This is a genomic window from Streptomyces sp. NPDC045968, from assembly GCF_056430475.1.
In genome coordinates, this window is sequence record NZ_JBWKLF010000004.1 from 179,128 (window position 1) to 204,138 (window position 25,011).

Genomic DNA, 25,011 nt, shown 5'->3' on the forward strand with positions numbered 1-25,011 from the left:
CCGAAACCCGACCTGTTCGGCCCTGCCCCCGACCCGTGGCCGCCTGCCCGGCCCCGCCCGTAAACTGGACCCTCTCTCCTTCATCCTTACTCCAGGAAGTCGCCAAAGTGTCGCTCACGATCGGAATCGTCGGTCTGCCGAATGTCGGCAAGTCGACCCTGTTCAACGCCCTGACCAAGAACGACGTGCTGGCGGCCAACTACCCGTTCGCCACGATCGAGCCGAACGTCGGCGTCGTGGGCGTCCCGGACCCGCGCCTGAACAAGCTGGCCGAGATCTTCGGCTCGCAGAAGCTGCTCCCCGCCACGGTCGACTTCGTCGACATCGCGGGCATCGTGCGCGGCGCGAGCGAGGGCGAGGGCCTGGGCAACAAGTTCCTCGCGAACATCCGCGAGTCCGACGCGATCTGCCAGGTCATCCGCGCCTTCAAGGACGAGAACGTCGTCCACGTCGACGGCAAGGTCTCGCCGAAGGACGACATCGAGACGATCAACACCGAGCTGATCCTCGCCGACCTCCAGTCCGTCGAGAAGCAGATCCCGCGCCTCCAGAAGGAATCCCGCCTCCAGAAGGAGAAGGTCGCGGTCCTCGCCGCTGTCGAGGAGGCCCAGAAGATCATGGAGGCCGGCCAGACCCTCTTCGCCGCGGGCATCACGGCGAACACGGAGAAGGGCCGGCTCCTGCACGAGCTGCACCTCCTGACCACGAAGCCCTTCCTGTACGTCTTCAACGTCGACGAGGACGAACTGGTCGACGAGGACTTCAAGAACGAGCAGCGCGCCCTGGTCGCCCCCGCCGAGGCGATCTTCCTCAACGCCAAGATCGAGTCCGAGCTGATCGAACTCGACGACGACGAGGCCCTGGAACTCCTCCAGTCGATGGGCCAGGAAGAGCCCGGCCTGGCCACCCTCGGCCGCGTCGGCTTCGAGACCCTCGGCCTTCAGACCTACCTCACGGCAGGCCCGAAGGAGACCCGCGCCTGGACGATCAAGAAGGGCGCGACGGCCCCCGAGGCGGCCGGTGTGATCCACACCGACTTCCAGAAGGGCTTCATCAAGGCGGAGATCATCTCGTACGAGGACCTGGTCGAGATGGGCTCGGTGGCCGAGGCCCGCGCCAAGGGCAAGGCCCGCATGGAGGGCAAGGAGTACGTGATGCAGGACGGCGACGTGGTGGAGTTCCGCTTCAACGTCTGATCCGTTCGGCGAAAGGCCGTCTGACCTGCGGCGGAGCGGGTTGGGCGGCCAGCCGAAGACGGCGCCCCGACTGGGCGAGCCCTGATATATGCGCTTCAACGTGTAGCGGATGCCGCCACCACTCGATGATCTAGAAAAATGCGCATGTCGGAAGGGCCTGGTTCTCTGAGGTCAGGCCCCTCCCGACATGCGCTGTTCGGGACGAGAAGGAGTTGCCCTGCCACGGTGTGCTGCGAAGGGGAGACTCGGCGAGCCGACCGTCTACCAGATCAGCTCCCGTCGTCGTCTCGTGGGCGGGGTTCGGCGCGACGGTGAGGGCTGTGCGAGGGGTCCCAGAGGTGCGAAGACGTCATGTCGCCCTCGCCCGTCTCCCACCAATTGCTGTTCCTTTCGTTCGAGCTGCTCTCCGCCCCCCAGGGCGTGAACGTGTCCCCGCCCGTGTCGGCATCCGGGTCCGTGGTCATGTCGGTGAAGGGCGGGCCCTCAGGGGTTGGAGAGTGGGGCGGCCAGGGTGCAGTGGTGTCCCCCTCGTCCGAGGTCTCCCCCTCTGGCCCCTCGTCGGGGGCCAGGCCAAAGGCCAGCCTGATCTCGTCGGCGGCCTCGTCCAGCCCCTCCGCTTTGAGAAACCGCATCACACGGTGTACGAGCACTGTGTACCCGTCCATGTCCGGCTTGAGGCCCGTAGCCGTCAGCAACAGGCGCAGGCGATCCGAGACCCCCACCTCCTCCTCGCGGTCGAACATCTCCCCTCCGAGGCCACCCTCCTCCCAAGGCGATCCCCCGATGGTCGCCTCGCTCCGCGCGCCCTCGGGCGGAACGAGCAGGTGGCGGAAGAGCTCGGGTACCTCCTCGTCGTTCGCGGCCGCCGCGATCTGGGCGAGCGGGCCGATCATGTGGACCGCCTTCTCGATCTCGTTCTCGTGGCGGGCCAGCCACCACACCACCGCGCTGCCCGCGCTCTTGAGTACGTCGTCGCCGAGATAGCGCCGCTTGTTGCGCTCGTGCTCGCGCTCGTATTCCCAGATCTCCTCGTCCTTGCGAAAATCGTTCAGCTTCCGCAGACGCTCGCGGTCGGCGGGAGCGAGGGTCAGCGTCACATCGGTCGCCATGGCCTTCACCCGATCGTTCCGGTCCGGGAGCAGGACGCCCAAATCCCCGTCCAGAAGATACTGCGCGAAGCTCGCCCGGCCGGGTTCCTCGTGGCGGACGACCTCCTGGGCCCGGCTGACGATAGAGGAGGCGGCGAGGGCCGGGGAGGCGTCATCCGACCGGCCGACGTGGTCGGGAACAGGCTTCCACCACACGGTGGCGGAGAAGAGGAAGTCGTAGCCGCCCGTTGCGCTCGGCAACACCGCGTCGATCACCCGTGTCTCCTGGTACGGCTGCTCCACCGGCATCGCGGGCGGCTCGGGTTCCCCGGGCTCGTACGGGTCGGCCGACGCGCGGCCGCTGCTGAGGACCGTCATCACGAGCAGCAGGGAGCCCGAAGCCGTGACCATGGACATGAAGCCCCACAGCCAGGCCGACCAGTCCAGGAGGTTTCCGAGCACAACCGGTACGAGGCCGCAGAGGGCGACGAACAACAAGCTGGGAAAACGGTGTCTCATCGTGCCTCTTCCGTGGTTCGTGGTCCGGTGTCCGCACGCTCCGTGCGGCCGTACTGCACCTGGTCGATGTACTGCCAGAAGAGGGCGGCGACCGCTGCCTGGGACGGGAGGCGCGCGGACCCAGCCCAGTCGCACGCGATGGCGTATAGGCGGTGGAGGGCGGCCGCGCGGCCGCGCGTCGCCCCTACCATCACGTCCAGCGCCATCTTCCGTGTGCTGTCGCCCGCCACGGCGTTCAGCCAGCTGCTCACCAGCGGATTCCAGAGCTCTGTCGGCGTGTGGGAGAACACCGCCTCCCAGCCCAGGAACAGGTCCGGCCATGGCGGCGGGTCCGGTGCCCGGTCATTCCTCAACAGGGCTGTGAGCAGCTGGAGATGGGGCTCTGCCCCGTGCGGCTCCCGACGCGCCCGGTCCCGTAAGCGGTCGATCAGCAGTCGATAGAGCCGGCGGTCGCGGCCGGCGAGGTCGAGAAGCGCCTCCTGGGCCTCGCGCGCAGCCTCCCCCTTCCGCACGGCGAGGTAGTGGAGCCGTACCACCGCCTGATCCGGGTGCGTCGCGACGAGGCTCTGGACACAGGCCGTGGTCAGGACGCGGGCGAGACCGCTCGACAAGGAGCCGGATCTCACGACGCACTCGTACATCCGCTTGCGGAACCATCCCCCGAACCTCTCGTGGCCGAGCCCCACTTCGAGGGCGGCCATGGCTCGTGGATCGCAGGACGTTCCGGTCGCGTGGTCCGCCCAGCGCGCCACGAGGTCGAAGAGGTGGTCGGGCCGCTCGACGGCCAGGGCTCGCTCCCCGAAGCGGACGACGACGTTCACCCGGTCGTCGGTGGTCAGACCGCGCAGCCCGGCGGCGCAGCCGACCCAGTCCCTGAGGTCATCGCGTACCCCGGGGAAGTTCGCCCAGAAGTACGTCCGTACCGCGTCGGCGTAGGCGAGCCGTTCGAAGCGGAGCCGTCCGTCCGGATCCCGCTCGATCCCGAGCCCTTCCAACCGCTCTCCGAAATCCGTCCGCGCGAGCTCGGTCGTCACTTCCTCCTCGTGCCTCACCGTCTTCATAAGACCGTGCCACGCCTCGTAGACGGTGTCGGCGCGGGCCTCCTCGAACATCGCCGTCGCGAGCAGCAGAGCCCGCTCGGGCGCGGTACGGACCGCGGCCACCTGCCGGCCCACTTCGCCGGCACGGTCGGTCACCGCGTGCATCGCTTGGTCTAGCCATCCCGCGAAGTCGGCGCCGAACCGGCCGCTGTCGCGAGCGGCCCTCACCAGTCCCGTGAGCCGCGCCAGTTCCCGCATGGGGGAGCGGTCGCACAGGTGCTGGAGGTCGGCGCTCCCCAGGTCCACGGGGCGGAAGGGCATCCGGTCCATGCGGAGGTACCGGGTGACGACGGCGACGCCCCTGGGGCGTCCCAGCCTCACCGTGTGCGGGTCGAGGTCCGGTGGGTGGGCGTGTTCCATGCCCGACGGCAGGACGACGACCATGTGGGCACCCGCCTCCTGGACCTGTGACCGGCGCACGGCCAGGCGGCGCTGGGCCTTGTCGTACGTCTCCTCGTCGGCGATTCCTGACAGGTCGAGGAGGAAGCGGTCCCCCGTGCCAGGAGCGAGAGGGGTCTCGTCCGTGCCCGTGACGGGAAGTTCCTCGAACCGGACCCCCTCCTTGTCGGCGCACCCGTCCTCAGCGAACCCGTGCAGCAGCATGATCGCCGCGGCGCGGCGGCCGCTGCCGGGCAGCCCTTTCAGCAGCACCACGGATCCGGGCTTCTCCAGACGGTCGGAGGCAACGCGGTAGCCCATCGGCGGAACGAACCGGTCGGCCAGGCGCACCCGATCCTCGCGGGTGATTCGGAGGGACTCGACCCCCTTGCGGATCATCCAGTCCGTGCCGACGCCGTAGAAGACGTACTGGTGCCCCTCGCCGTTGTTCACCGGGCCGCGCGGATCGTTGACGGTGACGCGGTCCTGCTCAGTCATCGTCCGTCGTCCGAATGCCGGCGCTCGCGCTCGAAGCGCTGGTGGACCGTGCCGCTGTTGTCGCCCGCGGTGAACTGGACCCCGGTGTTGTCGCCCTCGAAGTGAGGTGCGTTGTACTGGTGGCCCAAGCCGGTGTTCACAGGTCCCTGCGGCTCGTTGACGAAGGTCCCGGACAGGTCTCCGTTGAGGTTTCCGATGCCGCCGCGCACGCGCTGCTCGACGTCGCGCGTCCGCATCCTGGTGTGCCCGGCGTCCCGGGCCGACTTCTTGCTGGACTTCCCCTCCGCCCGCTCCCGCACCGCACGGGCGTCCCGGTCCACCGCGCCTAGCTCGGGCAGAAGCCGGGCGAGGGTGTCACCGAGCGCCGTCAGGTCCGATTCGGCGTTGCGGTGGTCGAACCGCCTGTACTGGCAGTCCGCCAGCTCCAGCAGATCGTCCGGAAGGAGGGCGCGGTCGATCCGCGTGGCCTTTCCGACGAGCACTGGGATCACGAGGACCCCGCGGTCGAGAGCTGTATGGATCTCGCGACGGGTCCAGTCCTGCTCGGCTTCGAGGGCGGGGCGGCCGTCGGCCCCGCGCACCTCCGCCCAGCGCGGGCCGATCACGGCGAGGAGGGCCTCGCACTCCTCCACCGCCCTGACCAGTTCCACCGGGAAACGGCGTCCGGGCTCGATCGAGTTGCTGGCGAAGAAGATCCTCTCGTCGCCGAACCGGCGGGCGAGTTCCCGAGCGATCATGGTCGCTGCGGACTCCTCGTCGCCTGTGCGGTAGTTGACGAAGACGTCGGGCATGAAGGTTCCCTTCGTGAAGGAGGACGGGGTGAACGGGCGCGGGGCTGTGGACCGGGTTATGGGTCCGCCCAGGCCATGAGGTTCCGACCATGTGGACGGCATGGCGCATCCACGGGAAGGCGTGCGGATGGAGGTGTGCCGCGTGGTGTGTTACCGGTCGCGGGCAGCCTGAAGAAGCCGGGGGCGCGATGCGACGCGTCAAGCGGTGATCAGAGGGGTCCGCCGGAGACCGTGGGATCCGGAGGGCCGGAGGGACGGGGTGGTCCGGCGAGCCGGGCGGTTCGAGTCAAGGTCGGTCGTGGAACGGCTGTCAGTCGTGCGCGGGGGCGAGTACGCGTGCCAGCGCGGGCTGCAGATCACGTACGGCGCGACTGCTCCGGAAACGGGAGAGCTCCCGTGCGAGACGCCGGATGTCGCTGTTCACCGTCGCTGAGGGCACGGTCGGCATCACTCCCAGGAGATCCCCGGCGATCGCGCACGCGTGCTCGACCTCCCCGGAGGCGGCATGGGCCAAGGACCGGCGGAAGCCGTACCGGGCGCGGGTGCGCAGCGCGTGTGGCGGGAGGCGACGGTACTCCCGGTCGAGTACCTCAGCGGCTGCCTTGGGGCGGCCGAGGTCGTGCAGGCACCAGCCGGTCGACATCGCCGCCGGATCGCTCACGTGGGAGGTGCCGATCACGGGCTCGGTGCCGCTGCGGGTGTCGTCGCTGTCGAGTAGTTCCCGCGCCGTGTCGAGGCTGCGGAGGCACTCGACTTCGTTCCCGACGAGCGCGTGGCCCTGGGCCTCCCGTTGGGCCGCGAGTCCCCGGATGCGCGGCGGGAGTTCGCTGCCCTGGGCGCGGCGGGCCAAGGCGACGGTGCCGACGCCGTCCCCGCCGTACATCGTGACCAGGGCACGACGCACCAGTGCGTAGGAGCCGAGGTGCGGGTCACCCCCGGCGCGTGCCAGTTCGGCGGCCTCGCCGGTCCAGCCGAGTGCCGCGTCGCTGTTCCCGGCCTCCTGGGCCATCCAACCGGTGAACTCCGCGAACCGCGAGGCGAGCAGGAGCGCGGGGGCCCGAGAAACGGACCGGGCGTCGGCAGCCAGCCCGGTGATCATGCGGGTCTGCGTCTCCAGTAGGGGCAGCAGGACCTTGGGCGCAGTGGACTGGCCGAGCTTTCGAAGTTGGTCGAACTGCATGCGGAAGGAGGGCAGGAGGGGGTCGTCGGCGGAGAACACCGCCTGACCGCCGAGTGTCAGGCCGAGGTCGATCAGCGCTCCCGTACCCGCCGAGAGGACCGCCCGGCGCCCGACGAGCCAGCGGCTCGGCCCGACGGGGGATTCGGCGGTGCCCGAAGCCGAGTCCGTCCCAGGACGGGTGACCAGGCGCTGCAGTTCGCCGTCCGCGCCGAGGAAGGCATCGCACCGGCGGGCCAGTTCGGGGGACGCGGAACGTTCCCCGCGCTCGACCTTGCTGAGGTGTCCCTTGTCGTAGTTGAGCGCCACGGAGAACTCGGTCAGAGTCAGCCCCGCTTCCACTCGTAAGCGGCGGAGTTCTGGGCCGAAACTGGAAGTCGTGCTCATCATCAACCTCCCCTTGAACACTGATCGCGAGAGCCGTAAGCCCTCACGGGGAGCCGTCATCCGACGACCACCGGGCGACACGAAACCCGACGGTCAACACCCGCTGTGACGGCGTCGTTTCGCTTCGCATCCGAGAGCGAGTTTGGCATGAGGCGCGCCTGGAGAATCGGGGTTCGGCGGTGTTGCCCGTTGCCTCTTTCGTGCTCCGTTGTTCCCTGTCCGTTCCTTGGAGTGACCGGGTCGACCACGATCGGGACGACGCAATCGGGAATGACAGGATCACGAGCGGGTCCAGCCGTTGTTGAAGTCGCACTGGAGGTCCGTCCATCGGCGACACTCGGCGGGGGTGTAAGCGGGGTGGTCGTGGAGGTAGGGCAGGGCTTTGACCCATTGGTCCCAGAGGTCGCCGGGCGGGGTGAAGCGGTCGGCGTGGTTGGTGTCGAGCTGGGCGTCGAGGCGGAGGAGTGCACCGAGGGCGGCGGGCTGGTCGTAGCGGAGGTCGGTGCGAGGGAGGTAGCGGTCCAGGTAGGCGGTGAGGATCTCGGCGTCCGCGTGGGTGCCGAAGCGGGCCAGGGCGAAGCAGTAGGCGCTGCCGGAGAAGCAGAACTCGCTGGCCAGGAGCAGGTCGCCGATGCGTTCGCGGAACGTGGAGCGTCGGCCTACGCCGATCAGCCAGCCAGCGGTGAGGCGTGAGCGCCACTCGTAGCCAAGGAGGGCCTCCAGCTCGACATCGTTGATTGTGGCTGCGTCGTCGATGAGGTGATGGGCGAAACGTTCGGCGTGAGGCCACTCGGGCCGCAGGAACCGACCACTTTTCAGGACGAGGTAGCGCGCGTGGCCTGAGTCCGTCCTTGCCGCGTAGCGCTCGATTACGTAGCCGTAGCCGATTTCCTCGGGGTGCTGGAATGGCATCGGTCACCTCTCCGGGTACAGGTCGGTACGGTCGATCCAGGTGGGGGCGACGAAGATGTTGTCGCCGACCGGGGCTTCGGAGGCTTCCAGCAGGGACCAGGTGCGGGACTCTTCGACCAAGTGCTCCCAGGGCGCACTCCAGTCGAGTTGCCAGTTCAGGCCGTTGTCCGAGATGCCGTATGTGCGGCCGGCGTCCACTCGCCAGAACTGGGAGTAGAGGATCACCTGGGCGTGGTCGGCCAGGTCGTTGATGATCTCGGCGAGGCGGGCCGAGGGCCAGCCTGGGGCGTCGTCCGCAGTGGTGGCTCGTAGGCGCGTGGTGAGGGGTGGGACGTCGGGGGTGCGTGCGCCGAGTTCGGTCAGGGCCCATCGGATGCCTTCCGGCTCGCTCCAGTCCGGTGGCGTCGCCCGTTCCAGGCAGGCGCGATAGGCGTGGCGCAGGGGCTCGACCGAGCCGTCGATCTCCAGGCTCGCCAAGGCCATCGCCGCCCATTCCCGGACAGTGGAGTCGTCGCTGCCCAGGAGGCCGAGCAGTGCGGGGGCGCAGCGTGGGTCCGCCACCTCTTCGAAGACCTCGATGGCGGTCAGCTGGCCGAAGCCGCCGAGGGAGGGCAAACCATCGATGACCGCGGGAATGGCGTCGAAGCCGATGCCGATCAGTTCCGCGCGGGCGTCGTACGACGGGCCGGTCGAGTCGTCGAGCTGCTGGATGAGTCTCTCGATGCGGGCGGTCATGGGTGGTCCCGGCGCCAGAAGGTGGGGAGCCACCAGCAGAGCACCGAGCGGTCGTCGGGCCACGGGGCTCGGTCCTCGGCCTCCCAGTCCTCGAAGCAGTCGCGCGTCAGGTCGATGGGGCGCCAGGCAGGGTCGAGTGGCTCGTCCTCGGCCGGCGGGCGGACGTACCGGCGGCCGTGCTCGTCGCAGGCGCCGAAGTCCTGGTAGTTGCGCTGGGCCTCGATCAGGGAGACCTTGTTCGCTCCGCCGTCCATGGTCGGCCAGCGGAACTGGACCCCGTCGTCCTCCCAGAAGCAGACGGGGCAGATCTCGTACGAGCCGGGCATCGCGCTCAGCACGCGGTGTCCGCAGCACGGGCAGGGGTAGGAGTCGCTCACCTGCGCAGTTTCGTTGCAGGTCCCGCCCGTGCGCCATGGATTTCTCTGCCTCGGCGTACCCGGCCGGTCCGCACCCAGTCCGCAGGACACCCGTAAACGGCCGTCGGGAGCCAACGCATGCCAACGAGGAACCCCAGGTCACAGCCCTGTGCGGGGCTCCGCAGCAGGTCAGCGTCTGGCCGCAGACATTCCGCTTCAACGTGTAGTCGTTGCGTACCGTGCGTGAGGCAATGAGCCAAGCATGCAGGTCGGAAGGGGTCCGCCTCCTCGTAGGCGGGCCCCTTCATTTTCCCGTGCTGCATGGGTGCTGGATATTCTGATTCTCCGTCAGAGCGAATCAGGTGTCGTAGAGCGTGGAGCGGTGTCCGCCGCGGATGACTCACACGATCAGTTCGCCGTTGTCGACGGTGTAGATGATGCGGTGGTCGCCGGCTCTGAGGCGGCGGCGCTCAGGCTGGGAAACGAGCGCGGTGGTGTTGAAGCCGAACCAGCCGATTTCCAGTTCCGTCAGCTTGGTCAGGATGCGGAGCGTGGTGTCGTGCGGAACCTTGCGGCGTTCGGCTCGGGCTTCCGGGTGCAAGGCGGTGCGGTATCACTCACTTCGCGCCAGCGTCTCCTTCATGACGTCCTCGATCGGGATGCCGGCAGACCGGGTCGCCATGCGCTCGTCGATGAGGCGGTTGATCTCGCGCTCATCCCATGCCTGGTACTTGCGGAGTACCTCGATCGACACGACGCGCGGCGACTTCCTTGCCTCGTCGCGTGATGACGGTGGGCGTGTCGTCGCGAGCGGCGCGTTCGACGACCTCGGCCAAGTGTGCGCGGACGTCGCGGATGGACTCTGTGGGCATCTGCTTCATACGCTCAAGGGGCCGGTTGCCTCATGTGTGCACATTGGCTACTGGCCTCCGACGGACCCAGGCCGTGCTGGGCGACTTCGCACCGGGCCGGGATCAGAGTGAGCCCGGCCCTCGGCGCGGGCGTCCAGGCCCAAGGCGCTCAGTGCGCGGCGAGCGGTGCGATGAAGGCTCCTCGTTCCGGGCCCGAGCCGACCACCGACAGGCACACCAGGTCGCCCGGTGCCACGGTGCCGGACTGCTGGTCGGCGTGCAGGAGCGCGATGGTGGAGGGGGCGGCCGTGTTGCCGATGGTGCGGGCGTTGCCCGGGGCCTTGTCCTTGGGGATGTCCGTCTCGGTCAGGAACGCGTCGACGAGGAGCGGGTGCGCCTGGTGCGTGTAGAGACGGGAGATCTCCTTGAGGTAGCCGGGGCGTGCGGACTCCAGTGCCTGGTGGTTGAGCGTCATGCCGGTGCTGTAGTAGCGGCGGATCTCGGGTGAGTTCATGCCGTACGCGGAGAGCTCGTCGGCTCCCGGAGTGCCCGCCGGATGGCCGCTGCCGCCGCCGAGGACATGGATCAGCGGGTCGGTGATGGCGGGGCCGCCGTTGAAGGACAGGCTGTCGCGGGAGTAGAGCAGTACGCCGTCGGCGTCCGCGCTGCGGCTCAGGACCAGGGCCGCGACCCCGTCGGAGAAGAGGGCGGGGGAGGCCCACATGTTCCTGCCGTACGGGTGCGCGGTGTTCTCGGCGTACTGCGGAAGCAGCATGCCGTCGGGGCCGGTGCTCATGCGGCTCGTGATGTTGTACGCGACGACCAGCGCGCGTTCGGCGCGCATCGCCTGGACGACCGCGGCCGCGCGCGCCAGACCCGCGCAGCCCGCGCCCAGTTGAACCGGCGGGATGCGGTCGGAGATCCCCAGTTCCCGCATGAGGGCGAAGGCGTCCTGGTCGAGCATCACCTGGTAGGGCGTACAGGTGACGACGACGACCGCGGTGATGTCGCAGGGGGCGAGACCTGCCCGGTCCAGGGCCTGCCGGGCGACGGCGGTGGCCGCGTCGATGCCCGCGAAGCGTTCCGGGTCCCAGCTCTTGCCCTGCACGCCGAGCAGGTGCGTGATGGCCGCGCCGTTCAGATGGCGGCCGGGGCGGTGGCGGTCCGGGACGCGGGCCCGCTCGGCCCAGTCGTCGATGCCGACGACGGTTCCCAGGTCCGCGTGGGCTCCGGCGATCTCGTACGGGAACGGCTCGGTGTCCGCCGGATGGCCGAGGGAGGCGGTGCCGGCGGAGGAGGTGGAGAAATCCATGGTGTGGGGCATCCCGTGGTTCGGTGGCCGACAGTGTCGACGGGCTCTGGGGGCTGGTTGATTTTCGGCCCGTGAGCGAGCAACGTCCAAGCCAGGGGCCCTCATTCGGGTGACCGGAGCTCTGAGGCCACCCGCCCGGCCGTGTCGTTTCCTCTACCTCGTACGGCTGTGCGAGACGGGTGTCCTGGAATCACTCTCACGTGGGCGTGTAGGACGGCGAGTCGTCCCAGACCCGGTGGCACGATGACCGCTGATCAGGTGGAACGACAGAAGGTTGGCCGATGGGCGTCCCGAGTGTTGATTCGATTCCGAAGGCGACCGGCGTGCCGGTGCCCGGGCGCGGGACGGCCGGACTTGCGCGTGGCGAGGGCGTTCTCGCGGGGATGAGAGCGGTCGTCACGGGCGGCACCACCGGCCTCGGCCGTTACCTCGCCGAGGGGTTCCTCGAAGCGGGGGCGCAGGTCGTGTGCGGAGCCAGGGGAGAGGGGGAGGTCGGTGAACTCGTCGAGCGGTACGGTGAGTTCGCCGGCTTCGTGCCGACCGATGTGCGTGACCCCGCGTCCGTCGACGGGCTGATGGCCGAGGCGGCCGAGCGGTTCGGCGGGGTGGACATCGTCGTCGCCAACGCGGGTATCACCCGCAACGGCACCGTGCGGAAGCTGAGCCCGGCGGACTGGCGGGACGTGATGAGCACGAACGTGGACGGCGTATTCCACACCGTCCAGGCCGCGTTGCCCCATCTGGAACGCGGCGGCGGCGGAACGATCCTGACCCTGTCCTCCGCGATGACCGGCCGGATCGTGCCCGGAGCGAGCGCGTACGTGGCATCGAAGGCGGCGATCGAGGCGTTCACCCGCTGCTGTGCGGTGGAGTTCGCCGGCCGGCGTATCCGGGTGAACTGTCTGTCGCCCGGCATCCTGACCGTGGGCATGGGCGAGGCGGTCTGCTCGGACGAACGGCTGCGGCAGGCGTACTGGCCTCGACTGCTCGCGGGCCGGGCGGGAACGCCCCAGGAGGCGGTCAACGCCGCGGTGTTCCTGGTGAGTCCGGGCGCCTCGTACATCAATGGACAGGTCCTCGAAGTGAACGGCGGACTGCTGTGACCGTGCGGATCGCCTACGAGGACGCCGTGGCCTGGGTGCGCCTGGACCGGCCACCGCTCAACCTCTTCGACACGGCCCAGCAGCTCGGCGCCGAGCTGGCACTGCGCCAACTGGAAGCCCGGGACGGGCTGCGCGCCGTGGTGTTCACCGGGTCCCACGGGCACTTCTCGGCCGGTGGCGACGTCAAGGAGATGGGTACGCTGCCGCCGGAGGAGGTGGCCGGGTACGCCGACCGGATCAGCCGTCTGACCCGGCAGGTCGCCGCGCTGCCCGTCCCTGTCATCGCCGCCGTGGAGGGCTTCGCCCTCGGCGGGGGCTGCGAACTCGCCCTGGCCGCCGACGTACGGATCTGTACGCCCACCGCCCGCTTCGCGCTGCCCGAGACACCGCTGGGCCTGATCCCCGGCGCCGGAGGAACCCAGCGGCTGCCCCGGCTGATCGGACTGTCCCGGGCGAAGGACATCGTCTTCTCCGGCCGTATGGTGCACGCCGACGAGGCGGCCCGCATCGGACTGGTCGACGCCCTCGTCCCCGAGGAGCAGCTCATCCCGACGGCCCGGGAATGGTGTCTGCGCTACACGGCGAGTCCGGCGGGTGCGCTGGCCGCCGCCAAACAGGCCCTCGACGCGAGCATGGAGGGCCCGCTTGAGGACGGACTCGACCTGGAACGCGCCCTGTTCGCGCCGCTGCTGGCCGCCGGGGAACGTACCGGCCACTTCCAGCGCTTCCAGACGTCACGCGCGGAAGCCGGAGCCTCCACATCGAGCGCCGTCCTCGGCGGGGTGTGACGGGGGCCCGGCGCCTACCCCTCCGTCCCGACCGTCAGCTCGTCGATACCCGCCGGCTTCTCCGGATCCGCCGAGGTCACCGTCACCCGCACGTGTCCGGCAGCCGTGCCCGGCCGGTACGGCTGCCAGTGGTGGCCGTCGAGAGAGGTCTCCAGCCGGTGCGACTCGGGCCGTACGTCGCTCCATCGCGGTACGACGGAGGTGACCGCGGACACCCGCCCCAGGTCCACCGACAGCGCGCCCTTCGCCCCGGCCGGCGACCAGCCCGTCGCCGGGCTGCCGTCCACCGCGGCCGCCGCGTACAGACCGGGGGTCTCGGAGGTGGCCGTCGCCGGCCGGCACCGCGCCGCGTTGGGCGTCGGCGTCAGATCGGGCCGCCGGGTGGGCAGGGTCAGCGTGGTGGAGAGGCGGCGCGGGCCCGCGGGGGTGTGGACCGTGAACGGGGCGCCCGACGTCAGCCGGACCTCGGTCCGCCGGGCGCCGATGGCCACCTCGTACGTACGCCCCTGGTGGCGCAGCCCCGTCAGCGTGACGCCCTCATGCAGCTGGGGCGGCAGCATCGGATCGAGCAGCACCCCGTCCTCACGCAGCCGCAGCCCCGTCAGGCCGTGTGTGAAGACCTGGAGGAAACCGCCCTTCCCGGTGAGGAAATCCTCGGCGGGGAAGCCGGAGAGAGGGTCCTGCGCCCCGGACTTCTCACCGCGCGCCTCGGAGAAGAGGGAGTACGGCCCGCGGACGAACGGGCGGACGGCCCGCTGGAGATAGGTGTACGTGGCACAGCCCGGCTCCCCGATCGTGGCCGCGTCGACGGCGTGCACCGAGTCCGTCATCGCGGGCCCGTCCGGGTCGGTGCGCGCCGCGTAGTAGTCCAGCGTGGCGGCGGCCGCGCCCGGCTCCATCGGCCACTCCAGCGGGTAGATCAGCAGGGCGGTGTCGGCCTGTTTGATGGTCGAGCCGTTGTAGCCCGCGTACTGGAGGAAGATCTTCCGATTCTTGTCGTACGGAATGCGCAGGCCGTCCGCGACCCGTGTCCAGCCGGCGGGCGCGGGGCGGCCGAGCAGCTCGGCCGCGCGGGTCGCGTGGCGCAGCGCGGTGGCGGCGACGGCATTGGTGAAGACGCCGTCGGTGACGCCGTTGCTGTATTCGTCGGGGCCCGCCACGTTCTTCACGGAGTAGCTGCCGTCGGCGTTCGCGGTGGCGCGGGACTGCCAGAAGTCGGCGATGCCCTTCAGGAGCGGCCAGCCGCGCTCCGCCAGCCAGTCGCGGTCCCCGGTGGCCAGGTAGAACTGCCAGACGGCGAGCGCGATGTCGCCCTGGAGGTGGTTCTGCGTCAGGCAGTGCGGGGGGTCCCAGCTCTGGCACTCGGAGTGCAGCCGGCCCTTGCTGCCGCTCGTCCAGGGGTAGAACAACCCGCGGTAGCCGAGCTTCCGGGCGTTCTCGGCGGCTGCGTCCCGGGTCCGGTAGCGGTACTCCACGACGGAACGGGCGAGTTCAGGATGGGTCGCGAGCAGCCCCGGATACATCCATGTCTCGGCGTCCCAGAACACCATGCCCGCGTAGTTGTCGCTGGTCAGGCCGGCCGGCGCGACGCTGTCCGAGGAGCCGGGCCGGGTGTTGGCGAGCAGTCCGTAGCGCGCGGCCCGCAGCCAGGCCTGGAGTTCGGGGCTGCCCGGCACGGCGATGTCGGCCGACCACGCCTCGCGCCAGGCCGCCGCGTTGGCCGCGTAGACGCCCGCCCAGCCGCGCCGGGCGGCGCGGTGGGCTGCGTCGCGCGCGGAGCCGAGCGGATCGCGGGAGGTGAGGGCGGTGTCGACCCCCACGTACTTCTCGAAGGTGTACGTACGCCCGTCGCGTACGGGTGTGGCCCGCGGACCGCCGGTGGGGCCCGTCCGGGGGTGCAGCGTCTCGACGACTCCGGAACCGCGTCGCATCGTCTGGGCGACGGCCCCCGCCGTACCGCTGCCCAGGGTGCGGAAGGTGCCGTCGTCGGCCACCGTGACCCGGCGCGCGCCGCGTTCGTCCAGGCGGCCGGTCACTGTCGCCTCGCCGTCCCAGTGCGGGGTCATCCGCAGGCGTACGGCACCGGTGTGGACGTCGGAGCGGTCGGCCAGCACCTCGTACGTCAGGTCGGTCGCGCGGCCGTCGGCCGTGGTCCAGCGCAGTGAGGTGACGACCACGCCGCAGCGCAGGAGGACCGTCTGACGGTAGTGCGAGATACGGCCTGCCGGGGTGCCGGAGCCGTAGGTCTCCTTGCCGACGCGTACGTCCAGCGTCGTCCAGCTCGGCAGGGCGGCGATCACGTCGCGGCCCTCGGCGGTCCTCTCGTCGCGGGCGTACAGACCGGAGACGAAGGCGCCGTCGTAGCGCGGGGTGAACAGCGGCCAGCCGGTCTTCTCGCCCGTCGCCGCGTACCCGGTGCCCGCCGGAGGCACACGGTGGCCGAGATACCCGTTGCCGACATAGGGGTCGTAACCGCCGGCTTCGCCGTACCGGGTGGAGGTCTGTGCCCAGGAGGTGTCACCGCGGTCCGGTGGCCGGCAGGTCGCGGCGGGTGGCGGGCCGGGGTGGGCGGCCGCGTGGGAGAGGGGTGGCAGGGGCGCGATCAGAGTGCCCGCGACCAAGGACGTCAGGAGAGGGATCCGCGAGAGTCTCACCGTACGAAGGTAGGGACTCCGGCGGCGCGGATGCGTGCACGGCACGCCTGGCGGACCTCTGTGCTTCGACGTACCCGGGCGGACTCCCGGGCAGCGGCGGCCGTCACGGGCGGAGTGCGTCCTCGGCCCGTGACCGGCCCCCGTTCAGTGCGGCGCGGCCAGACCGGTCTTGAGTCCGGCGCCGCACAGCGGCACGACCACGCTGCGGTCGGTCCAGTCGCCGACGGCCGCCCAGCAGGCCACCCCGGTCGTCTCGACGTAGAAGCCGCGGGTGGCCAGATCCAGCTGTGCGCCGCGGATCTGGTCCTCCGTCACGGTGAGGAAGGTGCCGCCCGACGCGCGTACGGCCGCCAGGATCTGACGGGCGCGCGGCGGGCGGGGGATGGCGATGCCCTCGGCGAGCGTGGGGGCGGCCGGCCCGCCACCCGCGTCGGCGGGCAGGTCGTCGGCGCCCGCGTGGAAGGCGGCGGCCAGCGGGGAGACGGCCTCGGCCTGCACGGCGATCAGGGCGGGGCGACGCTCGATCAGGCCCTGGGCGTGCAGTTCGGCGGTGGCGAGGGCCGCGCCGAGGAGCAGCGTCCCGTTGCCGACGGGGACGGCGATGGCGTCCGGCAGGCTCCCGCCGAGGTCCTCCCACATCTCGTACACGTAGGTCTTGGTGCCGTGCAGGAAGTACGGGTTGAAGACGTGCGAGGCGTAGAACGTGCCGGGGGTGTCCGCGGCGGCGCGGGCGGCCCGTGCCGTGGCCTCGCGGTCGCCGGGGACGATTTCCAGCCGGGCGCCGTGTGCCCTGATCTGCTCGGTCTTCTTCGGGGAGGTCCCCTCGGGGACGTACACGGTGCAGGGCAGTCCGGCCCGGGCGCAGTAGGCGGCGACGGCCGTTCCCGCGTTGCCGCTGCTGTCGGCCACCACGCGCGCCGGGTTCAGGCGCCGGGCCAGCTCTGCGAGCATCACGGCGCCGCGGTCCTTGAACGAGAGCGTCGGCATGAGGAAGTCGAGCTTGGCCGAGACCGTGCCGGTGAGGGGCACGAGCGGTGTGCGGCCCTCGCCGAGCGTGGTCGCCGGGGCGGTGAGCGGCAGCGCCTCCTCGTAACGCCACAGTGAATTGACCCGGCCCGCGAGGGAGTTGAGGGAGAGCGGTTCGGTGATCCCGAAATCGAGGTCCCACGGTCCCTGGCAGACCGGACAGCACCAGGTCAGCGTGGTCGTGTCGGCCCGGGTGCCGTCCTGCGGGCAGTGGTATGCGGTCATGACGGCCAGCATGTCAGGCGGATGGCAGGTGAATGGCGGGTGCATTGCGATCCCCAAGGCACTCTTGTGAGATTCCTATGGATCAGTCAATCTTTCGTCGGCAGCAGGTCATGCCGACCCTCGTAACAGCGTGCGAAACGCGGCGCTGTCATGGCTGGTTTGTCATGCCCATGCCGCACATCCCCCACCAGGGCACCGCCGATGAGGAGGACCCCTCACATGCGTCACACCCCCTACACCCGTCGAAGACTGGCCGCGGCGAGCGTCATAGCCGGTGCCGCCATGGCGCTCACCACCGCGGCGGCCTTCCCGGCCACCGCGGCGGAGGCCGCGCCGGAAGGCCGGATCGAGAACGCCGGCGCCCCGGGCGCCATCAGCGGCAGCTACATCGTCACCCTCGACGAATCGGCGGCCGACGCGGGCTCCGCGTCCGGCAAGGCACTGGCCAAGGAGTACGGCGCCGAGATCAAGAAGACCTACCGCGCCGCCCTCAACGGCTACGCCGTCGAACTCTCGGCCTCGCAGGCGAAGAAGTTCGCCGCGGACCCGGCCGTCGAGTCCGTCGTCCAGAACCGCACGTTCACGATCTCGGGCACCCAGCCCTCGCCGCCCTCGTGGGGCCTGGACCGGATCGACCAGAAGACCCTCCCGCTGAACCAGAGCTACACCTACCCCGACACGGCGGGCCAGGGCGTCACCGCGTACATCATCGACACCGGTGTGCGGATCACCCACAGCGACTTCGGCGGCCGGGCCTCGTACGGCTACGACGCCATCGACAACGACAACACCGCGCAGGACGGACACGGGCACGGCACCCACGTGGCCGGCACGGTCGGCGGAACCTCGTACGGCGTCGCCAAGAAGGCGAAGATCGTCGGTGTCCGCGTGCTCGACAACAGCGGTTCCGGCACCACCGCGCAGGTCGTCGCCGGCATCGACTGGGTGACGGCCAACGCCGTCAAGCCGGCCGTCGCCAACATGAGCCTCGGCGGCGGGGCGGACTCCGCGCTCGACACCGCCGTACGCAACTCCATCGCCTCCGGCATCACCTACGCCGTCGCGGCGGGCAACGAGTCGACCAACGCCTCCACCAAGTCCCCGGCGCGCGTCACCGAGGCCATCACCGTCGGTTCCACCACGAACACCGACGCCCGCTCCAGCTTCTCCAACTACGGCACGGTCGTGGACCTGTTCGCCCCGGGCTCCTCGATCACCTCGTCGTGGAACACGAGCGACAGCGCCACCAACACCATCTCCGGTACGTCGATGGCGAGCCCGCACGTGGCCGGTGCCGCCGCCCTCTACCTGGCGGCCAACCCGGGCCAGACCCCTGCGCAGGTCTCGGCCGGCCTGGTCGCGGCGTCCTCGACCGGCGTGGTGACCAACCCGGGCACCGGCTCCCCGAACCGGCTGCTGAACGTCGGCACCGGTACGGTCACGCCGCCCGGACCGAAGTTCGAGAACACCACCGGCTACGTGATCGCGGACAACTCCACGGTCGAGGCCCCGGTCACCGTCACCGGTGTCGCCGGTAACGCGCCGGCCGCGCTGAGCGTCCCGGTCAACATCACGCACACGTACATCGGCGACCTGAAGATCGACCTGGTCGCGCCCGACGGTTCGGTCTACACCCTGAAGGCGTACGGGACGGGCGGCAGCGCCGACAACGTGAACACCACCTACTCGGTGAACGCGTCCTCGGAGGTCGCCAACGGCACCTGGAAGCTCCGGGTCAGCGACAACGCGGCAGCCGACACGGGCCGGCTCAACTCCTGGGCCCTTCAGTTCTGACGAGCTCCGCCGTGCGGATGCCTTGACGCGCCCATGAGGCGATGAACACGTGTGGGGCGGCTGCCACCCGGCAGCCGCCCCACGACGTGTTCCGTCAGCGCCCGTTGAGACCGCTGTGGACGGCGGTCATCAGCTCGCCGTCGTCCGTGTCCCCGTCCAGCGACCAGAACATCGCACCGCCGAGACCGCGGTCACGGATGTACGAGGTCTTGGCGCGCAGGACCCGCGGGTCGTCGTACGTCCACAGGGTGGTGCCGTCGAACAGCCAGGCGTGACCGTTCCGCGCGTCCCGGTGGACCGTGTACGTGCCCGATTCGGCCAGCTTCTTGAGCACCTTGTAGTCCTCGTACCCGGCGGCCCAGGTGGCCGGCGCGGGAGCCGCGGCCGGCTGTCCCAGCCCGTCACCACCGCCGGTCACACCGGTCCAGCCCTGTCCGTAGAACGGCATGCCCACCACCAGCTTGCGGGCGGGCGCGCCGCGCCTGATCCAGTCGCGGACGGTCTGGTCGACGCTGAAGTCGCCCTTCGCGTACAGCGCGGACTGCTGGGCCGTGTTCTTCTCGCCGGAGACGTGGAAGTCGTACCCCTGAAGGTTCACGAAGTCGAAGTCACGCATGATCCGGCGCACGTCGAAGCCCGCGTCGATCTTGGCGGGCGCGGTGGGGACGAACGCCGACAGCTCGTAGTGCTTCGGCTTGCCGTGCCGCGCGGTGCTCCTGGCGTACGCGTCGAGCTGCGTGCGGAACTCGTGCACCAGCGCGGTGAAGTTCCTCTTGTCCTCCGGGCGGTGGACCGTGTCCGTGTCACCGGCCGAGCCGGGCCACTCCCAGTCGAGGTCCACACCGTCGAAGAGGCCGGCCGCGGCGCCCTCGCCGCCGCGCGCCCCGTCCACCGGAAGATTCCCCTTGATGTACAGGTCGAGGCAGGAGGAGACCAGGGCCTTGCGGGAGGCGGCGGTCCTGGCCGCGTCCGAGAAGTGGGTGGACCAGCTCCAGCCGCCGAGCGAGATCATGACCTTGAGGCCGGGGTGCGCGGCCTTGAGCTCGCGCAGCTGGTTGAAGTTGCCCGCGAGGGGCTGGGTGCCGGTGTCGGCGACACCGTCCACGGAGCCTGCCGCGTCCAGCGGGCGGGCGTAGTCCGCCCAGGCGTCGGCCTCGCCGGGCACGTTGCCGGTGAAGCACCTGCCGTCGGCGTTCACGTTGCCGAAGGCGTAGTTGATGTGGGTGAGCCTGTCCGCGGCGCCGCTCGTTTCCAGGTCCTTGACCTGGAAGTCGCGGCCGTAGACGCCCCACTGGGTGAAGTAGCCGACGCTCCGGTAGGCGGATGTGTGATGCGCCGTGTCCCGTCCCCGGTCGGGGCCGGCCGTGGCGGCCGGCGCGATTCCGGCCAGCAGGGTGAAGGTGCAGGCGGCAACGGTGAGTCTGTACAGGCTTCTTCGGCGCATGAGGCTCGTTCCTGTGCGTGGGACCGGGCTGGACTGAGGCGGGAGCCGTGTCGCACAGAAGGTATTGGTCTGGACCAAATGCGGTCAAGGGGCCGGGAGTTGCGCCGGGAAGGCGGCGCCCGCGTCGGGAATCGTGTCCGGGAGTTACGGGAGGGCCGGACGGGGCAGGAATCGACCGCGACTCCCGTGGTGCTGATGTTCGAGGTATGCGCCGGGCGACGGTGAATCATCACTTCGAGTGAAACTTTGGCCAGCGCTTGCGGTCGACAACCCACGGTTGCAACGCTGTTGCAGTCTGTCAACCTGTTGGGAGTGGCCTGTGACTTTCGGTGAGCAGCCCGCCTATCTGCGCGTTGCGAGCGATCTCAGAGAGAAGATCGTCAACGGTGCTCTGCCGCCCCATACCCGCCTGCCGTCGCAGGCCCGTATCCGCGAGGAGTACGGAGTCTCGGACACCGTCGCCCTGGAGGCGCGCAAGGTGCTGATGGCTGAGGGGCTGGTCGAAGGGCGCTCCGGCTCCGGAACGTATGTGCGCGAGCGCCCCGTCCCCCGCCGCATCGCCCGCTCCGGCTACCGGACGGGCGTCGGCGCCAACCCCTTCCGCCAGGAACAGACGGCGGAGGGGACGCGCGGCACCTGGGAGTCGCGCAGCGAGCAGGAGGAGGCGAGCGCGGAGATCGCCGAGCGGCTCGGCATCGAACCGGGCGACCGGGTGATGCGTACGAGGTACGTCTTCCGGGAAGCGGGCGAGCCGATGATGCTCTCCACCTCCTGGGAGCCCCTGGCGGTCACGGGGCGCACGCCGGTGATGCTGCCCGAGGAGGGGCCGCTGGGCGGCTGCGGGGTGGTCGACCGGATGGCGGCCATCGATGTCGTCGTGGACAACGTGGCCGAGGACGTCGGGGCGAGGCCGGGGCTTGCGGAGGAGCTCCTGGCACTCGGCGGCGTACCGGGCCATGTGGTGATGGTGATCGGGCGGACGTACTACGCGTCGGGCCGGGCCGTCGAGACCGCGGACGTGGTGGTGCCAGCCGACCGCTACCGGATCGCGTACCACCTGCCGGTGAAGTGATCCGGGCCGCGACGCTTCCTGTCGCGTGACCGGTAGGCGTTCCTGTCGTAGGACCGGTATCCGAACGGCTTGTCCGCCGCCTGTGACGCCGAGTTAACACCCCCTCGGCTCCCGTTACGCCCGGGCAATCACCGGTATCAACAAATTGTCATGTCCGGCTCCTAACTTCCCGTTCGTTACCCGCACTCCGGACCGACGAACGGGAAGTCGCCGATGACGGACACAGCCACCCCCACCACGGCGGACGCGCCGGACCCCCGCGTCCCGGGAGAGCCCGGAGCGCCCCGGCGCAGCTATGCGCGGCTCGCCGCGGACGAGAGCCGTGAGGACTACTCGCTCCGTTACGCCCCGTATTCGTTCCGGCGCTGGTCGCCCTCGATGGTCGCGGGCACGGCGCTCGGCGGGATCGCCTATCTCGCCGACTTCGCCATCGGCGCCTCGATCGTCTTCACCTACGGCTTCACCAGCGGGCTCGCGTCGATCCTCGCCGCTGCGGTGATCATCTTCATCACGGGCATACCGATCGCCCGGGCCTGCGCGACGTACGGGCTGGACATGGACCTGGTCACGCGGGGCGCGGGGTTCGGCTACTTCGGTTCGACGCTGACCTCGCTGATCTACGCGTCCTTCACCTTCATCTTCTTCGCGCTCGAAGGATCGATCATGGCGCAGGCCATGCATCAGGCGGTCGGGCTGCCGGTGGAGGCGGGCTATCTGGTCACCACGCTGATCGTCATCCCGATCGTGTTCCGCGGCATGGGCGCACTGGCCAAGGTGCAGGCGTGGACACAGCCGGTCTGGATCGTCGGCATGGTGCTGCCGTTCGTGGTCCTCGCCTTCGAAGCACCCGAGGCATGGGGTGACTTCGCCTCCTTCGGCGGTACGGAGGGCGCCGGCCCGGGCTTCTCCTGGATCGCCTTCGGGCTGGGTACGGGAGTCGCGCTCTCGCTCATCGCCCAGATCGGGGAGCAGGCCGACTACCTGCGCTTCATGCCGGCCAGGACGGAGGCCAACAAGCGGCGGTGGAATCTGGCCGTCCTCGCGGCCGGACCCGGCTGGGTCGTCATCGGGGCCGCGAAGCAGCTCGGCGGAGCGCTGCTCGCCTTCGTCGCCCTGGAGGCGGTCGGCAGGACACACGCCCTGGAGCCCATCGCACCGCAGATCGAGGCCCTGAAGCCGTGGCTGGGCTCCTTCGCCCTTCCCGCCGCCGCGGTCTTCGTGATCGTCTCGCAGATCAAGATCAATGTGACCAACGCCTACAGCGGCTCGCTGTCCTGGTCGAACTTCTTCTCCCGGATCACCCACAAGCACCCGGGACGGGTCTGGTACATCTTCCTCAACCTCGCCATCGCGCTCACGCTGATGGAGATGAACATGTTCGCGGCCCTCAACAAGCTGCTGGGCTTCTACTCCAACGTGGGCATCGCCTGGATCGTGGCCGTCGCCGCCGACCTGGTCATCAACAAGCGGATCGGACTCAGCCCGCGGTACATCGAGTTCAAGCGGGCCTATCTGTACGCGGTGAACCCGGCCGGATTCGGGGCGATGGTGATCGCCTCGACCGTCTCGATCCTGGCCTTCTTCGGGCTCTTCGGGGAGTACGCGGAAGCGTTCTCGACGTTCATCGCGGCCGGACTGTCGCTCGTGCTCTGCCCGTTGATCGCCTGGGCCACCAAGGGGAAGTACTACCTGGCCCGCCCGAACCCGGTGAACGGGCCGGGCGTCGATGTCGCCGACATCACCGCGACGCATCTGTGCGCGGTGTGCGAGACCGCGTACGAGCTGCCGGACATCGCGGACTGTCCGGTCCAGGCGGGGCCGATCTGCTCGCTGTGCTGCTCGCTGGACGCGGAGTGCGGGGACGCGTGCCGCAAGGAGCCGTCGGCGGGACCGGTGCTGCTGCCGGTGCCCGCGGTGCGTACGCCGGGGGAGTGACGGCCGCCGAAACGGGCGCGTCGGCGGTCGAGGGGGCGCATTCGGCGGGGTGCGCCCCCGCAGGTATGGCTGGATGCGTATCTCTTTGTGCAAAGACGCATCCGCTGAGTAAAGGTCAGGCGTACGCTCGGGCATATGCGTACTGCGGTTTCCTGGGATTCCTTAGAGACGTGCACTCCGGTGAGGAGAGGGGCAACATGCTCGGGAGGGACACGATGAGCGACAGTGGCGCCGTGCTCCCCTGGCTGGTGATACGGCAGGACGACAACGGGAACCGCTACCGCGTCGGCAGGTATGCCACGCAGGACGAGGCCCAGAAGATCGCGGACGGCCTCGACAGTCGCGGACACAAGCAGCTGTACTGGGTGGAGCGCGTGGGACAGAGCGCCCGGCCGTAGCGGTGGCTCCGACTCCCCGGCCGCCCCGGACGAGCCCGGCGCCTCCCGGGCCGTCCGCGGTGGCCACGCTCCCGAGGGCCACTGTCGGGGCGGCCGCGCTCCCGGCGGGCCGGCCCGGGGCGGCTACGCTCCCGCGTATGAACGCATCCGTGGTGGTGGCCGGTGCCGTCTTCGACCAGGGACGGCTGCTGGCCGCCCGCCGCAGCGCCCCGCCCGAGCTGGCGGGCCGCTGGGAGCTGCCCGGCGGCAAGGTGGAGCCGGGGGAGAGCGGCGAACAGGCGCTCGTCCGGGAGCTCCGCGAGGAGCTGGGTGTGGAGTCGCGCGCGCTGGAGCGCATTCCCGGCGAGTGGCCGCTGAAGCCCGGATACGTCCTCCACGTATGGACGGTGGCCCTGGTGTCCGGCGAGCCCCGCGCCCTTCAGGACCATGACGCGCTGCGGTGGCTCGGGCCCGATGAAGTGGACGACGTCGACTGGCTGGACCAGGACCGGCCCGCGGTGGCCGAAGCGGCGCGGCGCCTGCGGGGCAGCGTCCCCCGGTGAGTGCCCGGCACGCATGCGCGCCTCCGGTGGCGCACCGGCGTACACCCGTACGCCCTATGCGCCGTCTCGGGCGGTAGTTCGCCCCGAATGACGGGTATGTGCTGATTATTCCCCTTTCCGAGGGGCTCCTGTTGCTGGTCTGGGGAAGTGATCGGCGTGATCGAGACCGAGGGCGACTGTGCCGCCTGGACATTTCCGGCGGTCCCCGGCTCCGTGCGCAGCGCCCGGCACGCGGTTCGTGACGCCCTGCGTTCCTGGGGGCTCGACGGGGCGCTCGCCGATGTGACCGAACTGCTCGTCAGCGAATTGGTGACCAATTCGCTGCGCTACGCCTCCGGCCCCATCGGTGTACGGCTGGTGCGGCCCCGCCCCGATGACGGTGCCGAGGGCGGCGGTTTGTCTCCGTCCGGATCGCCCGCCCCGCCCGGACTGCTGGTGGAAGTTACCGATCCGCTTCCGGATATGCCCACCGAACGCAGCGCGGGGCCCGATGACGAAGGGGGGCGCGGACTGCATCTCGTGGCTTGTTCCGCGCGCCGTTGGGGGACCCGGCGAGGAAAGACTGGCAAGACGGTGTGGTTCGAGCTGGCTCTCCCTGGTTAGGAGTGGGGTGGGACGCACAGCGATCACCAGAGGTCGGGCAGAACCTGGCTGAAAGGGACTGAGACCGTGCTGTGATCGTGAACGCCGTGTCGGTACGGGCCGTAGTGCTGAATACTGCGGGCAGGAC

General features: G+C 70.0%; 21 protein-coding genes and 1 pseudogene. 9 read left to right on the forward strand and 13 right to left on the reverse strand.

The window, feature by feature from the left end:
* The first annotated feature begins 107 nt into the window (after positions 1 to 107).
* Positions 108 to 1,196, forward strand: a complete 1,089-nt coding sequence (gene ychF / locus AC07FA_RS13690) for a redox-regulated ATPase YchF (RefSeq protein WP_479075410.1) — start codon at positions 108 to 110, stop codon at positions 1,194 to 1,196.
* Between the two features lie 269 nt (positions 1,197 to 1,465).
* On the opposite strand, the gene AC07FA_RS13695 is transcribed toward ychF, so the two are convergent.
* The 10 genes and pseudogenes from AC07FA_RS13695 to AC07FA_RS13740 form a co-directional block, all read right to left on the reverse strand.
* Positions 1,466 to 2,803 (reverse strand): hypothetical protein, encoded by a 1,338-nt coding sequence (locus tag AC07FA_RS13695; RefSeq protein WP_479075411.1) that lies wholly within the window; start codon positions 2,801 to 2,803, stop codon positions 1,466 to 1,468.
* Positions 2,800 to 4,779, reverse strand: coding sequence for a hypothetical protein (locus AC07FA_RS13700; protein WP_479075412.1), 1,980 nt, complete (start codon positions 4,777 to 4,779; stop codon positions 2,800 to 2,802). The genes AC07FA_RS13695 and AC07FA_RS13700 overlap by 4 nt, the downstream gene beginning before the upstream one ends.
* Positions 4,776 to 5,570, reverse strand: coding sequence for a toll/interleukin-1 receptor domain-containing protein (locus tag AC07FA_RS13705; RefSeq protein ID WP_479075414.1), 795 nt, complete (start codon positions 5,568 to 5,570; stop codon positions 4,776 to 4,778). Before AC07FA_RS13705 ends, AC07FA_RS13700 begins: the two co-directional genes overlap by 4 nt.
* A 310-nt stretch (positions 5,571 to 5,880) precedes the next feature.
* Positions 5,881 to 7,134, reverse strand: a complete 1,254-nt coding sequence (locus AC07FA_RS13710; protein ID WP_479075929.1) for a helix-turn-helix domain-containing protein — start codon at positions 7,132 to 7,134, stop codon at positions 5,881 to 5,883.
* A gap of 279 nt (positions 7,135 to 7,413) precedes the next feature.
* A complete protein-coding gene (locus AC07FA_RS13715) occupies positions 7,414 to 8,046 on the reverse strand; it encodes a DUF6000 family protein (protein WP_479075415.1) in 633 nt (210 codons plus the stop codon).
* Between the two features lie 3 nt (positions 8,047 to 8,049).
* Positions 8,050 to 8,781 (reverse strand): HEAT repeat domain-containing protein, encoded by a 732-nt coding sequence (locus tag AC07FA_RS13720; RefSeq protein WP_479075417.1) that lies wholly within the window; start codon positions 8,779 to 8,781, stop codon positions 8,050 to 8,052.
* Positions 8,778 to 9,158, reverse strand: coding sequence for a CPCC family cysteine-rich protein (locus AC07FA_RS13725; protein WP_479075418.1), 381 nt, complete (start codon positions 9,156 to 9,158; stop codon positions 8,778 to 8,780). Before AC07FA_RS13725 ends, AC07FA_RS13720 begins: the two co-directional genes overlap by 4 nt.
* 379 nt (positions 9,159 to 9,537) lie before the next feature.
* Complete coding sequence (locus tag AC07FA_RS13730) at positions 9,538 to 9,738, reverse strand: type II toxin-antitoxin system RelE family toxin (RefSeq protein WP_479075420.1); 201 nt, start codon at positions 9,736 to 9,738, stop codon at positions 9,538 to 9,540.
* 12 nt (positions 9,739 to 9,750) lie between these two features.
* Positions 9,751 to 10,018 (reverse strand): annotated as a pseudogene (locus AC07FA_RS13735) (type II toxin-antitoxin system Phd/YefM family antitoxin).
* Positions 10,019 to 10,157: 139 nt separating this feature from the next.
* A complete protein-coding gene (locus AC07FA_RS13740) occupies positions 10,158 to 11,300 on the reverse strand; it encodes a 3-oxoacyl-[acyl-carrier-protein] synthase III C-terminal domain-containing protein (protein WP_479075421.1) in 1,143 nt (380 codons plus the stop codon).
* A gap of 281 nt (positions 11,301 to 11,581) precedes the next feature.
* On the opposite strand from AC07FA_RS13740, the gene AC07FA_RS13745 reads away from it, so the two are divergent.
* Both AC07FA_RS13745 and AC07FA_RS13750 read left to right on the forward strand, forming a co-directional pair.
* The gene (locus tag AC07FA_RS13745; RefSeq protein WP_479075423.1) at positions 11,582 to 12,403 is read left to right on the forward strand and encodes an SDR family NAD(P)-dependent oxidoreductase; all 822 of its coding nucleotides are present in this window, start codon (positions 11,582 to 11,584) and stop codon (positions 12,401 to 12,403) included.
* Positions 12,400 to 13,191, forward strand: a complete 792-nt coding sequence (locus AC07FA_RS13750) for an enoyl-CoA hydratase/isomerase family protein (protein ID WP_479075425.1) — start codon at positions 12,400 to 12,402, stop codon at positions 13,189 to 13,191. Before AC07FA_RS13745 ends, AC07FA_RS13750 begins: the two co-directional genes overlap by 4 nt.
* 14 nt (positions 13,192 to 13,205) lie before the next feature.
* Here AC07FA_RS13750 and AC07FA_RS13755 read toward each other — a convergent pair whose 3' ends face one another.
* Positions 13,206 to 15,845, reverse strand: a complete 2,640-nt coding sequence (locus AC07FA_RS13755) for a discoidin domain-containing protein (protein ID WP_479075426.1) — start codon at positions 15,843 to 15,845, stop codon at positions 13,206 to 13,208.
* Positions 15,846 to 15,989: 144 nt separating this feature from the next.
* Positions 15,990 to 17,096, reverse strand: a complete 1,107-nt coding sequence (locus tag AC07FA_RS13760; protein ID WP_479075427.1) for a threonine synthase — start codon at positions 17,094 to 17,096, stop codon at positions 15,990 to 15,992.
* A 219-nt stretch (positions 17,097 to 17,315) separates the two neighbouring features.
* Between AC07FA_RS13760 and AC07FA_RS13765 the strand changes: the two genes are divergently transcribed.
* Positions 17,316 to 18,890, forward strand: a complete 1,575-nt coding sequence (locus tag AC07FA_RS13765; RefSeq protein ID WP_479075429.1) for a S8 family peptidase — start codon at positions 17,316 to 17,318, stop codon at positions 18,888 to 18,890.
* 94 nt (positions 18,891 to 18,984) lie between these two features.
* Here AC07FA_RS13765 and AC07FA_RS13770 read toward each other — a convergent pair whose 3' ends face one another.
* Complete coding sequence (locus AC07FA_RS13770; RefSeq protein WP_479075431.1) at positions 18,985 to 20,334, reverse strand: glycoside hydrolase family 18 protein; 1,350 nt, start codon at positions 20,332 to 20,334, stop codon at positions 18,985 to 18,987.
* Positions 20,335 to 20,653: 319 nt separating this feature from the next.
* On the opposite strand from AC07FA_RS13770, the gene AC07FA_RS13775 reads away from it, so the two are divergent.
* The 5 genes from AC07FA_RS13775 (at position 20,654) to AC07FA_RS13795 (ending at position 24,884) form a co-directional block, all read left to right on the forward strand.
* Positions 20,654 to 21,406, forward strand: a complete 753-nt coding sequence (locus AC07FA_RS13775) for a GntR family transcriptional regulator (RefSeq protein ID WP_479075433.1) — start codon at positions 20,654 to 20,656, stop codon at positions 21,404 to 21,406.
* Positions 21,407 to 21,619: 213 nt separating this feature from the next.
* Positions 21,620 to 23,341: a purine-cytosine permease family protein gene (locus tag AC07FA_RS13780; protein ID WP_479075434.1), complete on the forward strand. Its 1,722-nt coding sequence runs from the start codon at positions 21,620 to 21,622 to the stop codon at positions 23,339 to 23,341.
* 197 nt (positions 23,342 to 23,538) lie between these two features.
* Complete coding sequence (locus tag AC07FA_RS13785) at positions 23,539 to 23,739, forward strand: SPOR domain-containing protein (protein ID WP_362835673.1); 201 nt, start codon at positions 23,539 to 23,541, stop codon at positions 23,737 to 23,739.
* Between the two features lie 137 nt (positions 23,740 to 23,876).
* Positions 23,877 to 24,281 (forward strand): (deoxy)nucleoside triphosphate pyrophosphohydrolase, encoded by a 405-nt coding sequence (locus tag AC07FA_RS13790; RefSeq protein WP_479075436.1) that lies wholly within the window; start codon positions 23,877 to 23,879, stop codon positions 24,279 to 24,281.
* A gap of 147 nt (positions 24,282 to 24,428) precedes the next feature.
* On the forward strand, positions 24,429 to 24,884 hold the full coding sequence (locus AC07FA_RS13795) for an ATP-binding protein (protein WP_479075438.1): 456 nt from the start codon (positions 24,429 to 24,431) through the stop codon (positions 24,882 to 24,884).
* Positions 24,885 to 25,011 lie beyond the last annotated feature (127 nt).

What these genes read in the sequence shown, in the direction of transcription:
- AC07FA_RS13695 (WP_479075411.1), bottom strand. Translation starts at nt 2,803, where the DNA reads ATGAGACACCGTTTTCCCAGCTTGTTGTTCGTCGCCCTCTGCGGCCTC.
- AC07FA_RS13700 (WP_479075412.1), bottom strand. Translation starts at nt 4,779, where the DNA reads ATGACTGAGCAGGACCGCGTCACCGTCAACGATCCGCGCGGCCCGGTG.
- AC07FA_RS13705 (WP_479075414.1), bottom strand. Translation starts at nt 5,570, where the DNA reads ATGCCCGACGTCTTCGTCAACTACCGCACAGGCGACGAGGAGTCCGCA.
- AC07FA_RS13710 (WP_479075929.1), bottom strand. Translation starts at nt 7,134, where the DNA reads ATGAGCACGACTTCCAGTTTCGGCCCAGAACTCCGCCGCTTACGAGTG.
- AC07FA_RS13715 (WP_479075415.1), bottom strand. Translation starts at nt 8,046, where the DNA reads ATGCCATTCCAGCACCCCGAGGAAATCGGCTACGGCTACGTAATCGAG.
- AC07FA_RS13720 (WP_479075417.1), bottom strand. Translation starts at nt 8,781, where the DNA reads ATGACCGCCCGCATCGAGAGACTCATCCAGCAGCTCGACGACTCGACC.
- AC07FA_RS13740 (WP_479075421.1), bottom strand. Translation starts at nt 11,300, where the DNA reads ATGGATTTCTCCACCTCCTCCGCCGGCACCGCCTCCCTCGGCCATCCG.
- AC07FA_RS13745 (WP_479075423.1), top strand. Translation starts at nt 11,582, where the DNA reads ATGGGCGTCCCGAGTGTTGATTCGATTCCGAAGGCGACCGGCGTGCCG.
- AC07FA_RS13760 (WP_479075427.1), bottom strand. Translation starts at nt 17,096, where the DNA reads ATGACCGCATACCACTGCCCGCAGGACGGCACCCGGGCCGACACGACC.
- AC07FA_RS13765 (WP_479075429.1), top strand. Translation starts at nt 17,316, where the DNA reads ATGCGTCACACCCCCTACACCCGTCGAAGACTGGCCGCGGCGAGCGTC.
- AC07FA_RS13770 (WP_479075431.1), bottom strand. Translation starts at nt 20,334, where the DNA reads ATGCGCCGAAGAAGCCTGTACAGACTCACCGTTGCCGCCTGCACCTTC.
- AC07FA_RS13780 (WP_479075434.1), top strand. Translation starts at nt 21,620, where the DNA reads ATGACGGACACAGCCACCCCCACCACGGCGGACGCGCCGGACCCCCGC.
- AC07FA_RS13785 (WP_362835673.1), top strand. Translation starts at nt 23,539, where the DNA reads ATGCTCGGGAGGGACACGATGAGCGACAGTGGCGCCGTGCTCCCCTGG.
- AC07FA_RS13790 (WP_479075436.1), top strand. Translation starts at nt 23,877, where the DNA reads ATGAACGCATCCGTGGTGGTGGCCGGTGCCGTCTTCGACCAGGGACGG.